General features: G+C 34.2%; 20 protein-coding genes. 9 read left to right on the forward strand and 11 right to left on the reverse strand.

Annotated features, from left to right (window positions below):
- Nucleotides 1-73 precede the first annotated feature (73 nt).
- Complete coding sequence (locus Q0871_RS05455; protein ID WP_299319077.1) at nt 74-421, forward strand: nicotinic acid mononucleotide adenyltransferase; 348 nt, start codon at nt 74-76, stop codon at nt 419-421.
- A 73-nt stretch (nt 422-494) separates the two neighbouring features.
- Here Q0871_RS05455 and Q0871_RS05460 read toward each other — a convergent pair whose 3' ends face one another.
- Genes Q0871_RS05460 through Q0871_RS05475 form a run of 4 tightly spaced genes read right to left on the reverse strand, consistent with a single transcriptional unit; the run spans nt 495 to nt 7,143 of the window.
- Nucleotides 495-3,998, reverse strand: coding sequence for an efflux RND transporter permease subunit (locus Q0871_RS05460; RefSeq protein ID WP_299319081.1), 3,504 nt, complete (start codon nt 3,996-3,998; stop codon nt 495-497).
- A gap of 6 nt (nt 3,999-4,004) precedes the next feature.
- Nucleotides 4,005-5,171 (reverse strand): efflux RND transporter periplasmic adaptor subunit, encoded by a 1,167-nt coding sequence (locus Q0871_RS05465; protein ID WP_299319083.1) that lies wholly within the window; start codon nt 5,169-5,171, stop codon nt 4,005-4,007.
- A gap of 25 nt (nt 5,172-5,196) precedes the next feature.
- On the reverse strand, nt 5,197-6,537 hold the full coding sequence (locus Q0871_RS05470; protein WP_299319085.1) for a TolC family protein: 1,341 nt from the start codon (nt 6,535-6,537) through the stop codon (nt 5,197-5,199).
- Complete coding sequence (locus Q0871_RS05475) at nt 6,538-7,143, reverse strand: TetR/AcrR family transcriptional regulator (protein WP_299319087.1); 606 nt, start codon at nt 7,141-7,143, stop codon at nt 6,538-6,540.
- Between the two features lie 183 nt (nt 7,144-7,326).
- Between Q0871_RS05475 and Q0871_RS05480 the strand changes: the two genes are divergently transcribed.
- Complete coding sequence (locus tag Q0871_RS05480) at nt 7,327-8,301, forward strand: polyprenyl synthetase family protein (RefSeq protein ID WP_299319090.1); 975 nt, start codon at nt 7,327-7,329, stop codon at nt 8,299-8,301.
- On the opposite strand, the gene Q0871_RS05485 is transcribed toward Q0871_RS05480, so the two are convergent.
- Nucleotides 8,298-9,440 (reverse strand): lycopene cyclase family protein, encoded by a 1,143-nt coding sequence (locus tag Q0871_RS05485; protein WP_299319093.1) that lies wholly within the window; start codon nt 9,438-9,440, stop codon nt 8,298-8,300. The genes Q0871_RS05480 and Q0871_RS05485 overlap by 4 nt on opposite strands.
- Nucleotides 9,441-9,513: 73 nt before the next feature.
- Nucleotides 9,514-11,796: a TonB-dependent receptor gene (locus Q0871_RS05490; protein WP_299319097.1), complete on the reverse strand. Its 2,283-nt coding sequence runs from the start codon at nt 11,794-11,796 to the stop codon at nt 9,514-9,516.
- Between the two features lie 77 nt (nt 11,797-11,873).
- Here Q0871_RS05490 and Q0871_RS05495 point away from each other — a divergent pair, with 77 nt between their 5' ends.
- From Q0871_RS05495 to Q0871_RS05510, 4 genes are all read left to right on the forward strand, one after another.
- Nucleotides 11,874-12,536, forward strand: a complete 663-nt coding sequence (locus tag Q0871_RS05495) for a metal-dependent transcriptional regulator (protein ID WP_073241832.1) — start codon at nt 11,874-11,876, stop codon at nt 12,534-12,536.
- A gap of 26 nt (nt 12,537-12,562) precedes the next feature.
- A complete protein-coding gene (locus Q0871_RS05500) occupies nt 12,563-13,384 on the forward strand; it encodes a ZIP family metal transporter (RefSeq protein ID WP_299319107.1) in 822 nt (273 codons plus the stop codon).
- An 87-nt stretch (nt 13,385-13,471) separates the two neighbouring features.
- The gene (locus Q0871_RS05505) at nt 13,472-13,912 is read left to right on the forward strand and encodes a hypothetical protein (protein WP_299319109.1); all 441 of its coding nucleotides are present in this window, start codon (nt 13,472-13,474) and stop codon (nt 13,910-13,912) included.
- A gap of 67 nt (nt 13,913-13,979) precedes the next feature.
- On the forward strand, nt 13,980-14,402 hold the full coding sequence (locus Q0871_RS05510) for a DUF2141 domain-containing protein (RefSeq protein ID WP_299319112.1): 423 nt from the start codon (nt 13,980-13,982) through the stop codon (nt 14,400-14,402).
- A gap of 6 nt (nt 14,403-14,408) precedes the next feature.
- Here Q0871_RS05510 and Q0871_RS05515 read toward each other — a convergent pair whose 3' ends face one another.
- Nucleotides 14,409-14,807: a TonB-dependent receptor plug domain-containing protein gene (locus tag Q0871_RS05515; protein WP_299319116.1), complete on the reverse strand. Its 399-nt coding sequence runs from the start codon at nt 14,805-14,807 to the stop codon at nt 14,409-14,411.
- 70 nt (nt 14,808-14,877) lie between these two features.
- Here Q0871_RS05515 and Q0871_RS05520 point away from each other — a divergent pair, with 70 nt between their 5' ends.
- A complete protein-coding gene (locus Q0871_RS05520) occupies nt 14,878-15,264 on the forward strand; it encodes a DUF423 domain-containing protein (protein ID WP_299319121.1) in 387 nt (128 codons plus the stop codon).
- A 1-nt stretch (nt 15,265) separates the two neighbouring features.
- On the opposite strand, the gene Q0871_RS05525 is transcribed toward Q0871_RS05520, so the two are convergent.
- The 4 genes from Q0871_RS05525 to Q0871_RS05540 all read right to left on the reverse strand — a co-directional run bounded on the left by Q0871_RS05525 (nt 15,266) and on the right by Q0871_RS05540 (nt 19,489).
- Nucleotides 15,266-16,804 (reverse strand): carboxypeptidase-like regulatory domain-containing protein, encoded by a 1,539-nt coding sequence (locus Q0871_RS05525; RefSeq protein ID WP_299319124.1) that lies wholly within the window; start codon nt 16,802-16,804, stop codon nt 15,266-15,268.
- A gap of 105 nt (nt 16,805-16,909) precedes the next feature.
- Complete coding sequence (locus Q0871_RS05530; RefSeq protein ID WP_299319128.1) at nt 16,910-17,053, reverse strand: hypothetical protein; 144 nt, start codon at nt 17,051-17,053, stop codon at nt 16,910-16,912.
- A 7-nt stretch (nt 17,054-17,060) separates the two neighbouring features.
- Nucleotides 17,061-19,247, reverse strand: a complete 2,187-nt coding sequence (gene feoB, locus Q0871_RS05535; protein ID WP_299319132.1) for a ferrous iron transport protein B — start codon at nt 19,245-19,247, stop codon at nt 17,061-17,063.
- The gene (locus tag Q0871_RS05540) at nt 19,244-19,489 is read right to left on the reverse strand and encodes a FeoA family protein (RefSeq protein WP_073241858.1); all 246 of its coding nucleotides are present in this window, start codon (nt 19,487-19,489) and stop codon (nt 19,244-19,246) included. Before Q0871_RS05540 ends, feoB begins: the two co-directional genes overlap by 4 nt.
- A gap of 210 nt (nt 19,490-19,699) precedes the next feature.
- Here Q0871_RS05540 and Q0871_RS05545 point away from each other — a divergent pair, with 210 nt between their 5' ends.
- Both Q0871_RS05545 and Q0871_RS05550 read left to right on the forward strand, forming a co-directional pair.
- On the forward strand, nt 19,700-20,794 hold the full coding sequence (locus Q0871_RS05545; RefSeq protein WP_299319141.1) for a hypothetical protein: 1,095 nt from the start codon (nt 19,700-19,702) through the stop codon (nt 20,792-20,794).
- Nucleotides 20,795-20,817: 23 nt separating this feature from the next.
- A complete protein-coding gene (locus Q0871_RS05550; protein ID WP_299319143.1) occupies nt 20,818-22,467 on the forward strand; it encodes a hypothetical protein in 1,650 nt (549 codons plus the stop codon).
- The last annotated feature ends 19 nt before the right edge of the window (nt 22,468-22,486 follow it).

Below are 22,486 nucleotides of genomic sequence, written 5' to 3' on the forward strand. Positions count from 1 at the left end.
GATTAATTGCAAAATAATTGTATCTTTATCTCGTTAGAGTATTGTAAAATAATAATCCCAAAAAAAATATATCATGAAAAAATTCTTAATTATAGCTGTAATGGCATTGTCGTTCGGAGCTTATGCTCAAGTTGATTCTACTTTTGAAAAAGAAGGAGATAAGGTAAAAGCAACGTACTTTCACGCAAATGGAGAAAAATCTCAAGAAGGTTACTTTTTAAATGAGAAGTTAGAAGGTGAATGGAAAATGTTCAACGAAAAAGGAGATAAGATTGCTATGGGTAACTATGAGAACGGTGTTAGAACCGGTAAGTGGTTATTTTGGGAAGATGATGTAAAAAGTGAAGTAAGTTTTGATAACAATAGAATAGCAAGTGTTTCTAAAGCAAATGCAAAAGATCCTGTTGTTAGTAATAAGTAAACTAACTAACTCAATTAAAAAGCCCGTATCAAAATTGATACGGGCTTTTTTTATGCAATTAACTTAAAGTGGATTAGGCTACACTTTCAAGTTGTTCGTTTTGATCATTTCTCTTATTACCAAAAGTGCTGAACTTAACCTTAATTCGATATACTATGTTGAATAGTACTGGTACAATTATTAACGTTAAGAAGGTAGCAACCAATAAACCGAAGATTACAGTCCATGCCAATGGCCCCCAGAAAATTACGTTGTCACCACCTATATAAATATGTGGGTTAAACTCTGAGAACAGGGCAAAGAAATCAATGTTTAGACCAATAGCCAATGGAATTAGTCCTAATACCGTGGTTATGGCAGTTAATATTACTGGACGTAATCTCGCCTTACCACCTACGATCATTGAATCTGTTGCATCATCCATGGTTAAAAGATCACTGTCTTCTATACCAAGACGTACTTTTTTACGATCTATTAGAATTTGGGTGTAATCTAGGAGTACCACTCCGTTATTTACTACAATACCGGCTAATGATATAATACCCATCATGGTCATCATAATTACGAAAGACCATCCGGTGATCATCAATCCTCCAAATACGCCGATAAAGCTTAAGAAAATGGCGATCATAATGATCAATGGTTTAGATATACCACCAAATTGGAAAATTAGAATAAGCATAATCAATCCTAATCCTGAGAAAAAGGCACCTACTAAGAAAGCTTGTTGCTTAGCTTGTTCTTCTAATTGACCTGTATAATCAATTTTAACGGTAGCGGGAGTTCCATCAAAACTTCCCATTTCATTTTGAATTTCGGCAACAATTGCACCGGCATCAGTAAAGCCAGGTTTTAATCCTGAATATATAGTTACCACACGTTTACCGTCGCGGTGTTTAATAGCACTATAACCAGATGTATTTTTCTCGGTTGCCACTGCAGAAATCGGAATTTCCTTAATTTGTCCGTTAGAAGGATCTCTAAAAATGATATTCTGATTGAATAGGGCACTTTTATTGTATCTCAAATCTTCATTGAATCTGATGTTGATATCATAATCTTCACCATCTTCTTTGTAAACACCTGCTTTTTCACCAAAAATAGAGCGTCTTAACTGGTTACCAACTTGACCAACGGCAACACCTAATTCACCCGCTTTTTCGCGATCTACAATCACTTGCATGGCTGGTTTGCCCTTGTTTACATCTATCTTCAATTCTTCAATACCAGCAATATTTTTAGTATTGATAAAGTTTTTAATGTCTTCGGCAGTATTAATCAGCTCATCATAATCATTACCTTCAAGCTCAATGTTAATTGGGAAACCTGCTGGCGGACCGTTGGCATCTTTCTCTACCGATATGGCAACACCAGGATAAATGCCCTGTAATGCAGCTTGCACACGACCACGAATATCTTCGGTATTTAAACCATTACGAAATTTATACTCGCTAAAGTTTACGGTTACCTTACCCTTATGTGGCATTTCGGCAGACGAACCACCATCGGTAAGTGGATTACCGGCACCTTCACCTACTACAGAAACAGCAGATGCCATCATAAAGTTTTCACCCTTTTCATTCTTGTACATATCATCATCCATGATTGCGTACACCTGATTTTCTACCTGTTTAGTAATCTCATTGGTCTTTTCAATAGAAGTACCTTCAGGGTATTCTACATATACATAGATTTCATTTGGTTTATTATCTGGGAAGAATTCAATTTTTGTACGACCGCTACCAACAGACATACCAAATAGCATAAATACACCGATCAACATTAAAAAAGTGATACCAAAATACCAGTATACATTGCTGCCTTTTAGTGCGTGCTTTAAACGACGCTCATACCAATTTTCAAAACGTGCCATTGTATTCTTTTGGAACTTAATAGCAGAACCTTTAATAATGTATTTATATGCCCAAAACATGATGGCAGTAAGTATAAGTACAGAACCTAAACCACGCATTGCTCCACCAAAAATTAGTATTAATGCTCCTAGACCACCTAGAATAACACTCATTCTAATCAATTGTTTTAAAGTAAGTTCTTTTTCATCGGTACTCATGAATTTCGATACCAACATAGAATTCATGAAAATTGCCACGAATAATGAAGATCCTAAAACCACAGAAAGAGTAATAGGGAAGTAGATCATAAACTGCCCAAAAATACCAGGCCAAAGCCCTAATGGTACAAACGCGGCCACAGTTGTGGCTGTCGATATGATAATTGGGTATGCTATTTCACCGATACCTTTTTTTGCAGCTTCGGTTCTTGACAAGCCTTCATCCATTAATCGGTATACATTTTCAACAACTACAATACCGTTATCTACTAGCATACCAAGCCCCATGATCATACCGAAAAGGATCATTGTGTTTAAGGTATAGCCAAGCCATGATAATATAACAAATGACATGAACATTGACATCGGTATAGCGAAACCAACAAATAGTGCATTTCTAAAGCCTAAGAAGAACATTAGTACGGTTACTACTAGAATAATACCGAAGATGATGTTATTTACCAAGTCATCTACTTGATTCAGTGTTCTAGTAGAAGAATCATTGGCAATGGAAATATTTAAATCTGGCGGAAAGTAATCGGCTTTCTCTTTCTTTACCAATTCTTTGATTTTATCTGCGGCAGAAATAGAATTTCTACCTGCTCTCTTTTTTACATCGAGCATAACCACATTTTCGCCAAATTCTCGAGCATATGTAGTTTTGTCTTTTGCTTGAAAGTTAATGGTCGCAATATCTTTTAGATATACAGCACCATTTTCAGATTTAACTACGAAGTTGTTCAATTCTTTGGGGTCCTCTACTTCTCCTAGAATACGAATGGTGCGTCTTTGCCCTACGGTTTTTAAATTACCGGCAGACATCGTCATATTTCCATTGCTAATAGCACTGATTACATCTTGGAAACTGATTTTTGCGGCCATCATTTTATAGATGTCAACACCAACTTCAACTTCTAGATCTTGTGCACCACGTATATCTGCTTGCTTAATTTCTGGTAGGTCTTCTACTTCATCTTGTAAATATTCGGCAAACTCTTTCAACTTTTCCACAGGGTAATCACCTGTAAAATTGATATTCATTATAGGCACTTCTTCAGAGAAATTCAGGTCGAACACATTTGGTTCTACCTTTGCACCGTTAAAAGTAGGCCAGTCTTCACTCGCTTTTTCACTGTCTACTTCGTCTTTTACTTTTTGCTTGGCCTGTTCAACAGTAATCTCTTCATCAAATTCAATGGTTAAAATAGCGTAATCTTCTTGAGAAGTTGAGGTAACTTCTACCACATTACTTATATTCTTTAACCGATCTTCTAAAGGGTCTGTAATTAGCTTTTCAATATCTTCAGCAGTGTTACCTGGGTAAGGTGTGCTAATGTAGATTTTGGTCTCTATGATTTCAGGAAAATCTTCTCTAGGCATTGCCATATAGGCGCTAAATCCTAACCAAAGAAAAATGGCAATCATCACATAAATAACCGAAGGGTTATCAATGGCCCAAGACGATAAACCGAATTCCTTATCGGCGTTCTTTTGTACTTTGCTCATCGATCTTTATTTTTTGATTTTTACTTTTTGACCATCTTTTACACTTCTAGCACCTTCTTTAATAATTTGGTTGCCATCTGCTAAACCAGATAATACTTCAATATTCGCACCTTGTGTTTTACCAGTAATAATTACGCTTCTTTTTACCAACGCCTCACCATCTGCATTAGGCTCTTCTGCAACGAATACATACTGCTCACCATCTGCATTTTCTGAAATTATACTAGTCGGTATTAATATAGCATCTTCACTTGTATAGTCGTTAATAGCGACCTTGGCAGAGAGATTCGGTTTAATCTTACCTTCTTTATTCGGTACAGGTATTTCAACTTCGAAAGATCTATTCGAAGGATTGATAAAATTGCCTGTCTGTCTAATTTTAGTAATGATGCTATCACCTAATACTGGAAAATATACCAAAGCCTCTTTGCCTTTTGCGACACTACCTAAATATGATTCTGGCACTTCTACCTCAATATACATATCAGATAGATTTACGATACGAAATACCTCTGAACCTGGACCAGGGGCAACTACAGTACCTTGATCTTTAATTACATTGTCAATAATACCCGAGAAAGGTGCTCTTATAGTTGATTTCCCCAATTGGCTCTGCGTTTGAGAAACCATATTTTCTGCAGCTTCATAATTGGTTTTAGCTTGTAAAAATTGAATTTCTGAACCTATATTCTGATTCCATAAACGCTCTTGACGCTCAAAAGTCGTTTTTGCTAAAGCAGCTTGAGATTTCAATTGACTTACTTGGCTGGACATACCGCCATCGTCAATAGTGGCTAATACCTGCCCTCTAGAAACTTTGTCACCTTCTTTAACATAAACTCTTTGTAAAGTACCCGCCATTTCTGGGTAGATCAATACATTTTGTTTGGTAGATACATCACCCTGTAATTCTAGGTAGTGGTTAAACAGCTCTTTTTTAGCTGTCAATGTATTTACCAACGGTAATTTCTCTTCATTACCTAAAACGGCTATTGCAGAATCTAAAGATTTTAGTTGTGCATCAATCAGTTTTTGTTGTGAGGTAATATCATTTTTTTTAGCTCTTATCGCCTCAAGGTCTTGCTGAGCTATAATATCTGTTACTGATTGCTCACCACCGCCACATGAGTATAAGCCAATGGTCGCAATTAATAAAACTAGTATTTTCTTCATGATTGTATTTTTAATGATTGATTATTTAGTCTTTTGTATTTAAAATGGTTTCTAGTTCGGTCTTATTATTAATTACCTCTACCATTGATTGTAAGTATTCTTGTTGGGTAGTGTATAATTGTGTTTGTGCTTGTCTTAGTTCAAAACTTGTAGCAAGACCTTCTTTATACTTGATTTGATTTTTGTTTTCTATACGTTCAGATAGTGTTAGGTTTTGCTTTGCAGTTTCGTAATTATCAATCGCCAGTGTATAATTGTTTTTAGCATTTTCTAACTGTAATCTAATTTGTTGTTCAGCTTCGGTTAATTGTGTTTTTGCTTTTTCTAAAGCAATTTTAGCACGTTGCGTACTTGCACTTCTTTTGAATGAACTGAATATTGGTATGTTCAAGTCAAAACCTAAAATAGAAGAATCGAACCATTGTTGATCTCCGCTGAAGAAATCGAAGCTTTCTGAGTATGCAGAACTGCCATAGTTTATATAGGCATTCAATGTTGGTAGTGCACGACTTCTCGCTAATTTCCATTCAAAAAAGCGTTGTTCGTTTAAATTCTCGGCAAGTTTGTAATCTACATTATCATTAATATTAAAGTCGACACCAAGAATACCTAAATCCATTTTTGACATGGTAAGGTCTTCTAGGTTTTCTTGTAATTGTGTTGGTGCATTTAGGTCTAGACCCATACTTACATTCAACATTTGTAATGTAATATCTTTTAGTCTAAGCCCATTTTGCAATTGATTCTCTATAGATGATAAGGTAATTTGAAGTTGATCAACACTTTCTTCTTCTCCAAGGCCATTTTCAAATAACTTAGAAGTCTCAAAGAGATTTTTTTCGAGAGTGCTTTTATTCTTCTCTAAGATTTCTATACTTTCTTCTGCTAAAAGTACATTGCCGTAAGCTTCAACAACTTGTTTTCTAACATCTAATTCTGTTTTCTCTTTGTTGTTGTCGCTGTAACTTAAAAATGCTTTTGTTGCTTGTACACCTACAATATATGAGCCATCGAAAATTTGTTGGGTCAATGTTGCGGTAGCCGTTGCTGATTGTGGTTGAGAGAAAACTACAGGTATAAATTCACCTGCTGTACCACCTACCAATTCTGCTGGTAATAAAGTAACAGGTTGCTTTAATTGATTTGAGTACCCAACCGATCCGTTAATTTGAGGAAGTCCGCCTGCTATAGTTTCCCATTTTTGCTTTTGGGCATCTATGATATCTCTATTTGCATTTATCGCCGAATAGTTATTTTCTAGCGCAAATTGAATCGCTTCTTTTAACGTAAATGAATAGGTTTGCTCTTGTGAATATCCTAAACTAATACTTAGAATAGTGATTAAGATTAATAATTGATTTCGCATTTATTCTTGATTTGAATTGATGATGTTATTTAATATGGTTTTTCCTTTTGGTGTTACAATACCCCTAATATGATATTCTAAAAATGAGTCCATTAGTTTCCCTATTGGAAATTGTTCTAATGGAAACATGTTTTGGTCCTTTATACTATTTAAGCCAGTAAAATATATACGAGCAACAAATTCCGGATTTATATTATCTCTAAACAAGCCTTGTTCTAAACCTCGGTCAACATTCAATAATATGCATTTATGCATTTTATCGAATTGCATTAACTTCAGGTTTTTATGAATTTTCGGATAGTATTTCATTAATTGGAACTGAGGAGAGCTTTTTTCATCATTTAAATGAGACATTACATACTTTTTAATCTCATACAATTCTTCAATAGCGTTTTTCTCCATCGCTATAATTAGGTCAATACCATCGCTTAAATGACAAAACTTGTTCATTACGCAATCTTCTACTAACGAAGTCTTATTACTGTACTCGCTGTAAATGGTTTTTTTAGACATACCGATTTCATTGGCGATATCGTCCATGGTAATACTCTTAAAACCATGTTCCAAGAAAAGCTGTGATGCTGTATCTCTAATTTTTTCTTTCATAACGGCTGCAAATATACATCAGGAAACTTTAAAAACTTAAAAAGTTTCCAAAGTTTTACAATTTTTTAATGTTGCAAGATTATATGAATCGTTTTACACCGTTAGGAGATTATTTTGGTTCTAATGATTTTTTAAAAGAAACGTTTATAAAATACGACGTATTTTTGAAAAAAATTGCGAGGAATGCATACTATTACTGAATATAGAGAAGAGTTTATTGCGTATTTGGACTCAATGAAAATTACAAAGGAACCTAGAAACCTTTATGAACCCATTACATATATTCTTGGTTTAGGCGGAAAACGCTTAAGACCAGTTCTGGTATTGATGACCGCTGAAATTTTTAAAGGTGATTTTAAGAAAGCTTTAGATGCTGCAGTAGCTATTGAGGTGTTTCATAATTTTTCTTTAGTGCATGATGATATTATGGATGATGCACCTGTTCGTAGAGGGCAAACTACCGTTCATGAAAAATGGGATATAAATACTGGTATTCTATCTGGTGATGCGATGTTAATTATGGCATATCAACTTTTTGAAAACTATGAGCCTAATATATTTAGAGATCTTGCCAAATTGTTTAGTAAAACAGCATTAGAAGTTTGCGAAGGGCAACAATATGACGTCGATTTTGAAACAAGAGACGATGTAATGTTACCTGAATATTTAAAAATGATCGAGTACAAAACCGCTGTTCTTGTTGCTGCAGCCCTTAAAATGGGAGCTATTGTAGCGGGTGCTTCAGATACTGCGCAAGAGCAAATGTATAGTTTTGGACTAAATCTTGGTATTGCCTTTCAATTACAAGATGATTATTTAGATGTATTTGGTGATCCAGAAACGTTCGGTAAACAAGTCGGTGGCGATATTATTGAGAATAAGAAAACGTATTTATATCTAAAAGCATTGAATTCTGGTTCTGAAATAATGAAACAAGAATTAGAGCATTTATACTCTATTCAGCCAAAAGAATCAGAATCTAAAGTAAGTGCAGTGCGCTCAATTTTTGAAAAAACAGAAGCAGATAAGGCTACTAAAGTTGCTATTTCAGACTACACCGCTAAAGCATTTGAAGTATTGGATGAAATGGAAATAGAGCTTGAAAACAAAGATTTGTTAAAACAATTCGGCGAAAACCTTATGAATAGAACGGTTTAAAATAATCTTCTAAATAACGCTTTTATAAATGGAGTTTTAGGACAAGAATTTATGTAAATGATATCTTCTTTTAAACTTGTTATTTCATCAAGAAATTTAAATACCATTTGCGGTTTTAAAGATTTAAAAATAGACTCGAAAATGGCATGTCCGTTACCATTATTATGATGCAAAACATCTAAAAAGAGCATGTCATAAAACCAGAACTTATTTTTTAATTTCAGTTTTTGAAGCGGCTTCCCTTGTTTTATAAGTTCAATTAATTTCGGAATCTTATTTGCAGTACTCATTAAGGTGTAGCCTGTGCTTGGTTTTGCCCATCCGCCTGCGGTACCTATATATCTAATTCTATTGGTATGGTGCTTTCTAAAGTCATAAGCTGTCATTGGTATGCTACCCGCTTCCTTTTCAATAATCTCATAAGTTTTACATTGAAAACGTTTTACTATATATTTTTTTATAGCAGCTTCATATTCGGCTTTAGGTAATAATTGTTCTGAAAACAATGTGTATTCAATTAACGCAGTGTCATTTGAATAGGGTAGTACATACATAAAACGGGTATTTCCTTTTTGAGGGATGGAAAAATCCATGTAAGTAACTTCATTGGCATTGAAAATAGGCTTTTCAGTTTTAATCACCCATCCCACAAAATGCTGCTGCAATACCGGATATTTTTTTTGCCCAGTTGCCATTTTATAATCAAAAAGACTATTGAATATGTATTTACCAGAATACGTGTTATTCGTAGTTTTTACAGTAACCTCAGTGGCGGACTCCTTTATGTCTACCATACCTTCTTGAACAAAAGTGATATTAGATGATTCTTTGATTCGACCTAAATAATGATCGTAGAAATCAATACTCCTGATCATTTTATAGGAATACGGATTGATATCTGTTCTTTTAAGAACGTCTTCACCTTGAAAGTGAATAGAATGCCATCTTTTATGAACGATAGTTTCAAACTGACCATCGCCTTCTTCCCAAAAACACCATGTTCTATCATTGCTGTTTTTGGGGTCTTTGTCAAGAAGTAATACCCTCTTATCATTAAAAAACGAATCATTAAGCATGGCATCAGCTAGTAGTAAGCCAGATGCGCCTGCGCCAATAATGATATAATCGTATTCGGTCATGTATTTTTTAACTTTGCTCAGGTATTAAATACTGAGAATTTCAAAAATACGAAATAGCAGTTGGTTTTTGTGCTTAATTCAACGTGTAACGTAACCCAAAAAATGATCTTATACCTTGGTTAGGTCCGTAAACGTATGATGGGTCAAAAGTTAATGCATTTGGGTTGTTTGGTGTCGCAACTGCATTACCATTGGTATCAAAAGTAACTTCTTTATCAAATGGGTCATTTGCACGTGCTATTATAAACGGATTTCCTCTATTAGGGGTCCAATCTAATAAGTTTTTGACTCCGCCATAGAACTCGAAATTCTTTAATCCATCATAGGTAAATTGAATGTTTTGAATACTCCACGCTGGTGAAAAATCGCTTCTAGGATCACTTTCGCCTAAAGTTGGTAAACGCATCGGTCCGTATAAATTTCCTGTATAATCAACTGACAAATTCCAAGTACGAATATCATAGCTAACACTCCAGTTTGCAGAATAGCTTTCCGTAAGAATTTGCCTTTCTTTTACTCCGTCTTCAGTATTGCTCACATTCTGTAAAGTACCACCTACCATGAATTTTAATCCGTTGTAGAAAGCCACGTCTAGATTGGCACTTATTCCTTTTGAAATTGAAGTTCCGTTTAAATTATCATATATGATCTGATTAGGATTGGTGTCATAATCAGGGATAATCACATTCTGAAAATTTGTATAAAATACAGAGGCATCTAAGCTTACAAAAGTGCCATTGTCAGCATAAATTTTCTTTAAGTAATTTAGGTTAACATTAAACGAACGCTCTGGTTTCAATTCTTCTGCGATAATAACATCTCGCGATCCCGTTAATGCAGCGTGATCTTCGGTAAATAGATTAACCACTCTAAAACCTGTACCAGCGTTTAGGCGAATTATATCATTATCGGTGAATTTAAAACGATATGCACCTCTGGGTGTGAAAATGTTACCGTGTCGGTCATCATAATCGTAACGACCACCTAAAAGTAAAGAATGCTTTTTATCAAAGGCTATTTCATCTTGTACAAATAAACTCGGTATTACAACTTCGTCTGGCTGGTTGCCATTACCATCGACATTTAAGGTTGCCGGGGTGTTGTCATCGTAATAATTATAACGCAATGCAGTACCTGCTAAAAGGCTATGTTTACCTACGGTTTTGTCCCATGTTAATTGTGTAAAACCTATACGTTGATCTGCTAAATAGGGCACATCTCCATAAACAGAATTTTGTTTGTGGTCATTGTATGAAAAAGAAAGCATCATGTTCTCTTCGGTAGGTAATTGATACTTACCTAAAACTTCCCATCTACGGGTGTAAATGCTTTCTCCGTAAATTTCATCTCCTCCTCTAAATTCTGGAGTCCATTGCATTTCGCCACCCCATCTATCTTCGTAAAAAAAGCGTCCGGCTAACGAAAGAATTCGAGAGTTTTTTCTAGTGAAATTCCACTTTTGAAAAACTGAAATTCGCTCTTGTAAGGTTAGGTCTGTAAAATTATCTCCGTTATTATCAATAGGGTTGTCATACTTGAAATAGTTGGCTCCTAAGAGCACATTAGTTTTTTTACCAACATTGAATTTTGTTCCAACATCTAAATTAAATTCTCCCCATGAGGTAACAAAACTATCCGCGAAAAAATCGGGTGCAGACAGGTTATTTTTTGTGATGATATTTATGAGTCCGCCAACGGCTTCACTACCATATAATGTAGAAGCGGGTCCTTTTACAACTTCAATTTGGTCAATTAGGGAGTTGGGTATACCAGATAAACCATAGACAGTTCCCAAACCACTAACAATGGGCATACCGTCAATAAGAACTAAGGTGTACGGACCTTCTAAACCATTAATATGAATATCACCTGTATTACATACATTACAATTAATTTGTGGTCTAACACCATTTACGTTTTGCAAAGCTTCAAAAATACTAGCCGTAGGGTTTTTCTTGAAAAAATTTGGTTTGTATACTTCTACGGGTACGGGACTTTCTAATCTGCTTACAGGTTTTAAGGTACCGGTAACGACCATTTCATCTAAAGATTCGGTAGACGGTGATAAGCTGATATTATGTATTTGATCTTCGCCCTTAGCAATTGTAATAGTTTTGTAATATTTCTCGAAGCCAATTGTAGAAGCTATTAGCGTGTATTTTCCTGAAGGAATGTTTTTTAAGGTGTATTGACCGTCTTCATTTGATGCAGTGCCAATTTCGGTTCCTTTTAAGTAAATATTTACATATGCTTCTGATCCGTCTTTTGATGAAACTGTGCCAGATATGGTAGAATTTTGCGCACTTATAATACCGAAAGATAAAATAGAGCAAGCGAAAAATATAATTTTAATCATCTAAATATAATTTTAGACAAAGCTAAAAAATTGTTTTTACGTATAAAAATGTATTTTTGTGTTTATATTGTTTTAACATGACATTATCTGAAGAAGATTACATTAAAGCTATTTATCATTTAAGCGAGTTCAATAGTAAGTCTGTTGCTACTAATGCAATAGCTGAGCAGATGAAAACGAAACCGTCGTCAGTTACCGACATGATTAAAAAGTTGGCAGAAAAGTCTTTGGTGAACTATAAAAAGTACCAAGGAGTGTCACTTTCTGAGAAAGGAAGGCTGGTAGCACTCTCTATAATTCGAAAACACCGTTTATGGGAAGTGTTTTTGGTAGACAAATTAAATTTTTCTTGGGATGAGGTACACGTAGTGGCCGAACAATTAGAACATATAAAGAGTGATGCTTTAATAGATAAATTAGATGCCCATCTAGGATTTCCAAAAGTAGATCCGCACGGAGACCCGATACCAAATAAAGACGGAGTATTTACTAAATCTGTGAAGAAATTAATTAGCGAATTACCTGTGGGTAGTCAAGGGGTTTGTGTAGGAGTCAATGATTCTTCGGCAGCTTTTTTAAAGTTTTTAGATAAGAATAAAATTGCCCTGGGCGATACTTTTAAAATATTGGAAATCGAAGAGTTTGATGGTTCCGTAACTATTTCTACACGGTCAGGGTCTATCAGAATATCCAAACAAATTGCAACGAATTTATTTTTAGAGATAGTAGATGAAGAGTAGTTTTTAACTGAATAATTTTTAAAATTATGGATGAAATTATAGCGTATTTTGAATCGATAGACCCAGTTTTGGCTGCGTTTTATGCGACATTATTTACATGGGGACTAACTGCAGCCGGTGCCGCTTTGGTTTTTCTCTTTAAAACAATGAACCGTGCTGTCTTAGATGGAATGTTAGGTTTTACTGGTGGAGTTATGGTTGCGGCTAGTTTTTGGAGCTTATTGGCACCGGGTATAGAAATGAGCCCTGGTGAAGGTTTTGTAAAAGTGATACCTGCGGCGATTGGTTTCTTTCTAGGAGCCATGTTCATTTTCGGATTGGATAAAATTTTACCGCATTTACATATCAATTTTAAGGAAAGCGAAGCAGAAGGGGTGAAGACGCCTTGGCACAGAACCACTTTGTTAACATTAGCAATTACGCTACATAACATACCAGAAGGTTTGGCGGTAGGTGTTCTTTTTGGCGGAGTAGCCGCTGGTTTTGACGGTGCATCTATTGGTGGTGCCGTTGCATTGGCACTAGGTATAGGTTTACAGAATTTTCCAGAAGGTTTCGCTGTAGCTATGCCATTACGAAGACATGGTTTAAGTAGAACAAAGAGTTTTATGTTTGGTCAGGCATCTGCACTTGTAGAACCTGTTGCTGCTGTTTTAGGTGCATGGGCAGTCATGACTTTTCAACCTATTTTACCTTATGCACTTTCATTTGCTGCTGGCGCAATGATTTTTGTTGTAGTAGAGGAGGTAATACCAGAAACACAGCAAGATAAATACACTGATATTGCCACTATGGGCTTCATTGGCGGCTTCATAATCATGATGACCTTAGACGTTGGTCTAGGTTAGGGTCAAAGTGTTTTTGCGATGTAATAATTTAATACCAATTTTAGCGTTTAAGGCAATAGTATTCTTAACTTGATACTTTAAATTTTTATGCATTCTTCTAAGAAAAATTGGATCTGGACAATAACGTTAATATTAACGATTATAGGTTGTGCAGCCGTTTTAATACTTCATGTAAAGAACTGGGTAACTAATGATGAAATAAGTCTTGGTCTACGCTCGGGTTTTTATAATATTGAAATTCCCCTAAATGAATTGGATAGTGTGGTATTTGTAGAAAGAATTCCGCCAATGCAACGCTTACATGGTTTCTCTGCCTTAGAAAAAGAGAAAGGTGTCTTTAGAGAATTTAAAGATTCTTTGACGGATAAAAAGGTACATGTATTTGTAGATAATATCAATCAGAATAAAGTAAAGTTGGTTTATAAAGATTCGAGTTATGTATACTTTAACCTAAAAGATTCCGTTGAAACTGTTCAATTATTTCAGAAACTTAGCGCTAAAACAAGTGCTTTAAGTGAACCCAATTAGAACAGCGTAATTAAAATTTATAACATCGTTGAAGTAATAAAACTTTTTTTGATTTTAAATAGCACCCATGATTAAAAAGAATCTATTCGTATTATTGATTATATCATTAATGTCTACCGGTCTTTTCGCACAACATAATCTTAGTTTAAATATTGACGGAGTTGCCTCTGAAAAAGGAAATATCTGTTTTGCTGTTTATAATGATGAAGGTTCTTTTTTAAAATTCGATAAAGTCTACAAATCTGGATCGGAGAAAGCAGTGAAAGGCAAAACAGCTTTTGATATTACAGATTTACCTGAAGGTGATTATGCTATCGCTATTTTTCATGATGCCAATGGTAATAAGAACCTAGATACCAATATGCTAGGTATACCAAAAGAGCAAATTGCTTTTTCAAAAGGGAAAATGAAAATGTTCGGTCCTCCAAAATATACAGAATGCGTATTTACTGTAAATTCTAATATGGAGATGAATATTAGTTTAAATTAATCACAATTAATAACTCGTTATCTTAATTACCCCATTAGAACCCTGGGTTCCGTACCCTGCAGCATCTGCGCCAGATAGTATAACTATTTTCTTCACATTATAACTATCTATCAGTTCGTTGACCGAATGAAATGAATTTCCAATTATTTGATTATTTAAAACATATAGTGGTTCTTGATTTCCGCCAGAATCGAATGAGTTTGTTGTTTTATTCAAAATGGGAACATTGTTCTGTAGCACCACCCCTGGCTTTTGCCTTATGCGTTGCAATAGCGAAACATTAGCTCTATTCTTTTCTCTTAATTCAGTATCTAAAGATGATTTGTCTTTCGTGGTACTTTTCGCAGAACCACAACTACACAATAGAATTATTCCTATTAAGTGAAGAGATAGATACGTTTTCATTTTTATTCAATAATGGTTTCTGAAATTTATGAATTAAAAGTAGATGACAGTATCTTTGAAATAAAAAGTTATGGTTTTAGTAGCGCAATTGGTAGGAGCTTTGTTGGGTTTGTTAGCTGTAGTATTTGGTGCTTTTGGTGCACATTTACTTAAGAAAACATTTACAGCGGATCAATTGAATAGTTTTGAAACGGGAGTAAAATATCAAATGTATCACGCGCTATTAATTTTAATGCTGAGCTTTAATCTTAATCTAGAAACTGGTCTAGAGAAAGCTATTATCTATTGTCTAATTATTGGAGTCATCTTATTTTCTTTTAGTATCTACGGATTATGTATATCTGCATCCAAAGGAAAAAAAATAAAAATCTTAGGTCCTATAACCCCTCTTGGCGGACTCTTTTTAGTAGTAGGCTGGGGGTTATTATTCTATAGTTTTATTAAGAACTTGATTTAACTTACTCTGCAGAAGTAGCTGTAAATTCTTTAATCGCTGTATTCGGTTCCATAATGGCATACCCTTCCCAGAATGTTGGGTCATATTTAGGCATGTAGATGGGTAGTATGGTATTATTTTCTGTAAATCCATCAAAAGTAGCTTGACTAATATTTTCTGATTCAAAAACGATTATTTCATTTTTCACAACATTTATAAATACGAAATCCATATCTCCAGATAATTCGTTCTGCTTATTTCTACCTTTTACAATTCTATTTTTTTCAAAAATCTTTAAAGGTCTTTTTATACCAAAACGTTCGCCTATCTCAGATTCGTAATAGTGTAAACTGTAATGACCATTGGCGCTTTTATTATATATTATTTTTCCTTTAGATAAGTATTTATTGGTCGAGATTCCTAATAAACTAAGCTTACTAACGGGTTTTACATTGCTGTAATCTATTTGTATTACAGCGAAATCGTCTGCATTGATATATAATGTACCTTCAAAATCTGCTGATCCATCTGGTTTAAAAGATATTACATACACAGCGTCATCGCCTAAATAGGTGAATTCATTAAGAGTATAGTTGTATTTTCTAGATTTGAGTATAAAATTAAGATCGCTACCATCTTGAGTGGGTAATCCATTTAATATGGAACCTAAATTGTTCCTTTTCCAAGATGCAAAGTTTTTTTGCCGTTCTTCTTTATCTTTTTTCTTTTTCTCGAGTTCTGCATTTAATGCAGCTACATCTGTTGAGTCTATGTCTTCTTTAAAAAGTTCATTGACTTCATCAGCATCTATTTTAAAGGATAATAATCCGGATTTAATTTTGAAATAAGATCCAGGCTTTACATTTTCCTTTAGTATGGAGTTAAATTTTTCTTCCATCTTTTCTTGATTAAGAGTGGTGTTTTTATCGTACAATTTAGACGCTTTTAACAAATCTAATTTTTGTGATTCTTCATCATAATTACCATATAAATCACCCACTAATTCTTGATAATAAGCATCATTTTTAGGTATAGTCGAAATGATGCTATCAATAAACTGTTGGTTTAAGACATCTATAGAAGATTTTTTAACCTTAAAATTACTTTTGGTCCATCGGTCAAAATATGATGATCGATGAAATAACCTTTTTTTAGTGAGATTATTGGTATAGTTCTTTTCTAAATTATCTTCAACGAAATCCATTATCTCATCGGCCGTATAATTTTTGTTTGATACAATAACCTCTCGTAATTCAATCGATTTAGGCGCTAGTACTATTTTTGTATTAGTAAATTCAGATATGGGTTTGGAAACTGCTTTATAACCAATAGATGAAATAGTTAAGGAGTCAGACCCAGTAATAGTTTCGTTTAAAAGGAAGTTGAATTTACCTTCTTCATTGGTAATTACACCTTTATCTTTTAGTTGTATAGTGGCAAAAGGTATAGGTTGTTGGCTAACACTATCTATAACGGTTGCACTTAAGCTCTGTGCATTGGCGTTAAATAGGTTAAAAATTAGAAATGTAAAAAAAGCTAGAAAAGGTAATTTAGTGTTCATAGGTTCGATTATTCTTACGCAATCTAGACGAACCAATGTAAGTAACGTTACAATTTTAGAAACTGTTGTGAACGTTTTAAATAAATTTTAACAAAAATCTAAAGCCTAATGACAGCCGCAACCATCTTGACCGCAAGCCTTTGAACTTTCTTTTTTGCTAGACCAAATAGATTTTGGAATAAAAAATTTAGTAACTATATAACCAACAGAAATAGCTAAAGTGATGTAAACTAAGATGTGTTGTATCATGTGTTTTTTATTTTAATAATTGATAAGCTATTAAAGCTACAATATAAGCAAATAGGCTCATAAATACTAGCTGACCCGCTGGCCATTTCCAAGAATTCGTTTCTCTTTTTACTACAGCAAGTGTACTCATACATTGCATTGCAAATGCATAAAATAGAAGTAGCGAAACACCAGAAGCCAAATTAAATAGTGGTTTTTGAGTTCTAGGGTTTACTTCTGCAGCCATTCTGTTTTTTATGGTTTCTTCTTCATCATTACCTACGCTGTAAATAGTTGCCAATGTGCCAACAAAAACTTCTCTAGCTGCAAAGGAGGTGATGACGGCAATACCAATTTTCCAGTCATAACCTAAAGGTCTTACAATAGGTTCTATTGCTTTACCCATATGACCCATATAAGAATGCTCTAATTTATACCCTGCTATTTCTTGTGCTAAAGCACGTTCTTCAAGTTCTTTTTGTTGGTCTGAAGCGTTAGGGGCATTTATATCAAAACCATCTTGATGGGTTTCAAAATATATTTCACTACTAGTACTGAAACCTTCTTGTTCTACGCGGTTGGTTACAATGGTCTCTGCGTTTTTAAATTCGTCAGAAGATCCGTTAGAACCTAAAAACCAAAGTATAATTGAAATTGCCAAGATTATTTTACCTGCTCCGAAAACAAAACTTTTAGTCTTTTCAAGAACGGTATAGCCAACATTTTTAAGTAATGGTAATTTGTAATTCGGCATTTCAACAACGAAGAAAGATTTGCTCTTAATCTTAAGAATTTTGTTTAATATTACTGCCGATAAAATAGCTGCCCCAAAGCCCATTAAGTACAATGACATTAATGTAAGGGCTTTATAGCTCAAACCTAGAAAGCTGCCTTCGGGTATAACCAATGCGATGATAATTAGGTATACCGGCAATCGTGCAGAACAGGTGGTAAACGGAGTTACCAATATGGTAATTAATCTTTCCTTCCAGTTTTCAATGGTTCTAGTGGCCATTACTGCAGGTATGGCGCAAGCGGTACCCGATATTAACGGAACAACACTTTTACCGCTTAAACCAAATGGACGCATTATCCTATCCATCAAAAACACAACTCTACTCATGTAGCCTGTTTCTTCTAACAAGGCTATAAATAGGAACAAGAATGCAATTTGCGGAATGAAAATAACAATACCACCAATACCAGCTAAAATACCTTCAGCAATTAGATTAGTAAAAACCCCTGGTGGTAAGGTGTCTTTTACCCATTCTGTCGCCGATGCAAAGAATCCGTCAATTAAATCCATTGGGTATTCGCTCCAACCATAAATCGCTTGAAATATGGTCAATAGTATTAGAAAGAAAATAAGGTAACCAAATACTTTATGGGTTAATACTTTGTCTAAAGTTGCTCTAAAACCTTTTGCGGCATTAACATCAACTTTATAAGTTTCTTTTAAAATACCATTAATAAACTGGTATCTTAAAATTGTTTCTTTTTGTTGAAGACGTTTTAATTCAGATTTAGATTTAGTGGCAAATGAAGAGGCGTCTTTAAATAGCGTCTTCTCAAGAGGCATAAAATTGACATCTTGTGTTATTACCAGCCATAATTTGTACACATCTTCTTTTGGGAATGCGGTAGCAAGTTTTTCAAAATATTCTGGCGCAATTACAGAAATATCTACATTTTGCGTTTTAGGTAAATTCTTGTAATCGGCAATTAACTCTCTAAGTTTGTCGATACCCGTTTCTTTACGGGTACTAACTAATGCAATTTTTGAGTTTAATTTCTTTTCTAATAATTCAATATCAATGGTAATACCCTTGCGAGACATACGGTCAGCCATGTTAATGACTAGTATGGCGGGTATTTTTAAGTCTTTTATTTGTGTAAAAAGTAGCAGGTTTCTTTTTAGGTTCTCTACATCAGAAACAACAATAGCGACATCTGGGTGATCCTTATCATTTTTATTAAGAAGCAATTCGACAGCAACACTTTCGTCTAATGAAGTTGTGTTTAAACTATACGTACCTGGTAAATCTAATATATGGGCTTTTACACCTCGTGGAAGTTTACAGATTCCTTCTTTTTTCTCCACCGTTATACCTGGGTAGTTACCCACTTTCTGGTTTAACCCGGTAAGTTGATTAAAAACCGATGTTTTACCGGTGTTCGGGTTCCCGATAAGGGCTACATTAATTTGTTTGCTCATATAACCGTATTATCTTCAATAATATCAAGTGCTATATGTAATGCCATTTCTCTTCTAATGGCAATATGTGATCCGTTAACATTGATATAGATAGGGTCGTTTAGTGGAGCTACTTGCACTAATTCTACAACGTTACCCGGTAAACAACCTAGTTCTAGTAGTTTTATAGGTAGTAGGTTTTCAGTGAATTCTTTTATAATTCCCTTTTGACCTCTTTTTAAATGTGCGACTGTAGTTTCCAATCTTTATTTAGATTCATTATAAGTAAGGCAAAAGTAATGGAAATAATATTATTCCCTATACTTTTTAGAATAATTAACGGCTATTGTTAAGGCTAGTAAACGGTTTTACAAGTCAATGCCGTTGTAGATAAAAATCTTTGAAATATTATCTTAACTATACCGTTGAATATTTGTGTTTTATTAACATATTAATCAACGACTGCCTTTTTAATGAGATATTCCATATTGTTTTTTTTACTTTTTGCAGGTTTATGTTCAGGACAAAACCCGAACAGTTATAATTTACAAATTCATCAATATAATTATCCCAGCAACCCATTACCAAATAGTTGTGAGGTTTATGGTGTATCTGCAGCAGTTGAAAATAAATCAATTATCACCTACGACTACAGGGGGGATAGGTTGTCGCTTAAAGATTTAAAACTTCGTAATTTAAGCTATAACCCCAGTAATAGTCCTCTAATACCTAAACTATATGCTTTTAGTAAGTACCATAAATCTGAAATTCCTTACGAAAATGGATTTTTATTAAAGTTAGATATGGATGATGTAGTACTATTTCATGAGTATACTGGTAAAGAAGGTATCTATAATATTAATAGTGAGTATGAGATTCGTTTATCTGTATCGCATAAAGACAAGTTGATTGTAACAGATACTTTACGGTTTGGTAAAACTGTAGGTTCTTTTACTTCAGAGTTACCGGCAGAAGATGTTCACATTATTGCCACAAATAAAGCTAATGAACTGGCTTCTAGTTTAACAGATAATATAATGTCGAGTGCCATTGGTAACTTTCATCAGTTTTCGAAGAATCTGGTCGATTTAAGCTTTACCAAAGATTTTATTAGATTCTACGGAATTTCTAAGCAGAAAAAATTAATTACAGGAGAGGAAACGAAAGTGGTTGAAAAAAGAATAAAAAAGCTAGAACAACTTGATAAGAACATTTTAAAGCGTGATGCATTCAATAATGAGGTAAAAGAATTGACCGCTATTTTTATGAACTTTAAGACAACGGAGGATTATAAAAACCATGAAGGATATCGATTTTATGTACAAGCCAATTTAGCAAGTCTATACACCTTGGGCGAGATATTCGATAAAGTACCTTATCATTATAATTTGGCTTTAACCCATACAGAAAAGTCTCGATTTAAAATATGGATCAATGATGAGCTTAATAAAACGATGAGGAGAAAAGAAAACAAATCGTTGTTGTTCGATGGTAATATGAAATTCAACGATGGCTACAGTGCTAGCTACCTTGAAATCTACAATACAAGAAAAAGAGTAATCAACTAAATTAAGTACATAAACAATCAATTATGAAAAAACCATTACTAGTATTGTTTCTTTTTGGAACAGTGACCATTTTTGCACAATCTACAAAAAGCAAGAATATTAAAGTGGCTATTCCTAGTTATGCAAAAAAACCAGTTCCCCAAAATGTAAATACATATATGGGTGCTTTTGCAAATACGACGAATGCAGTATTGCCCTTTACTGAAGATGAATTTAAAAATGCTTTACAGTTTCAAGACTTTACGCGCTTTTCATCAGATACAGGTACACCAGACTTTCTTTTTGCCTTAAACGGGTTATCCGTAAGAGATCTAGATTTAACAATATCTAGGAGTAAAGCCAATGAAACCTATAGTGTGTCTATTGTTCCTAAGTCAGATGCAGCTATAAGTGTGCTGACCATGTTAAATGGAGAAAGTGTACACTACAATCGTATTCCGGTACTTCCAAAAGCAGATTCACAGGGTACAATTATTCCTGTAGTCATTGATTTTAAGTTTGCTGAAGAAGAGAAATATTTGGTCACCAATGATAATGATCAGGCGAAAGCAACACCTTATTTGGTTCAAGAGTATTTAAAAGAAAACCTTGGCGATAATTTTTTGACCAAGAAATTGGCACCTATACTTTATGAAGATTATGATATAAGGTCAAATTCTGAATTTGAAAAGTTCTATTTTATAAAAGATAAAAAGACAGAAGGTTTAGAAGATGAGACTAAAGCTAAGGTTCTTGCTTTAGAAGAAACGGCAGCTGCTTTTACCAATTTGGAGCAATTAAGAGCAGGAAAAGAGCAATTACAATCTTACAGGACATACTGGGAAGAGAAATTAACTAATTATGACTTATCTAGTAAGTCAGGTAAAAAAGTTGGTTGGGGAATTGTAATGAACTTGTATAATGTAGCCTTGATGCAAGAAGATTTTGAAGCAGCATCGAAGTATATAAACATGGCTTTAGAGACTGAAGAAAAGAAATGGATAACGAAAGGGAAGAAAAATGCATTTGATAAACATTACGCAAGTTATGTTTTAAATTATGACAAAGATTCTGGAGAGCGTATTTATTCTGAAGGGTATACCGTTGATCCTATTTTGGCAAAAATTGCAAAGAAAGAGGCTATTCAAGGTAATAATATTGATAAAGTATCAGGTTATGTTATTACAGATGATGGTGAAAAGATGGAAGGTAAAATTTCTATGCGTTTTTCTCCTCAAGAACAAGAAGGCGGTAATATTATGGATGTTAGTGGAGACACCACTGCAAAGAGGGTTACGGTTACTTATGTAAACGAAAAAGGTAAAACCAAAAACGCTTCATTGAAGTGTAAAGAGGTATCTGAAATCGTTATTGAAGATAGAATTTTTGAGCCTGTAAACCCTAAAAAAGGTGTTCTTAAGACATCTGACGCTGGCTTGTCTGGTTTTAATTTGAACAATACTATTTTTATGGAACGTGTACATAGTGGTACGGGCATAAAACTATTTAAAGACCTTACTGGTGTTGATACGTATTACTTTGCTATAGATGGTGTTAAAAAGGCTGAAACAGCTAATGCAGAATTTTTTGCGAGTTGTGCAACACTTTCAAAACGTATAGAAGATGGTGAGTTTTCAATATCTGAAGAAGATCAGATAAAAATTGCAAAAGCTTATTCTAACGAGTGTAAATAAGTTCGAAAGGCTATAATTA

Source organism: uncultured Maribacter sp. (genome assembly GCF_947500985.1).
Taxonomy (GTDB): Bacteria; Bacteroidota; Bacteroidia; order Flavobacteriales; family Flavobacteriaceae; genus Maribacter.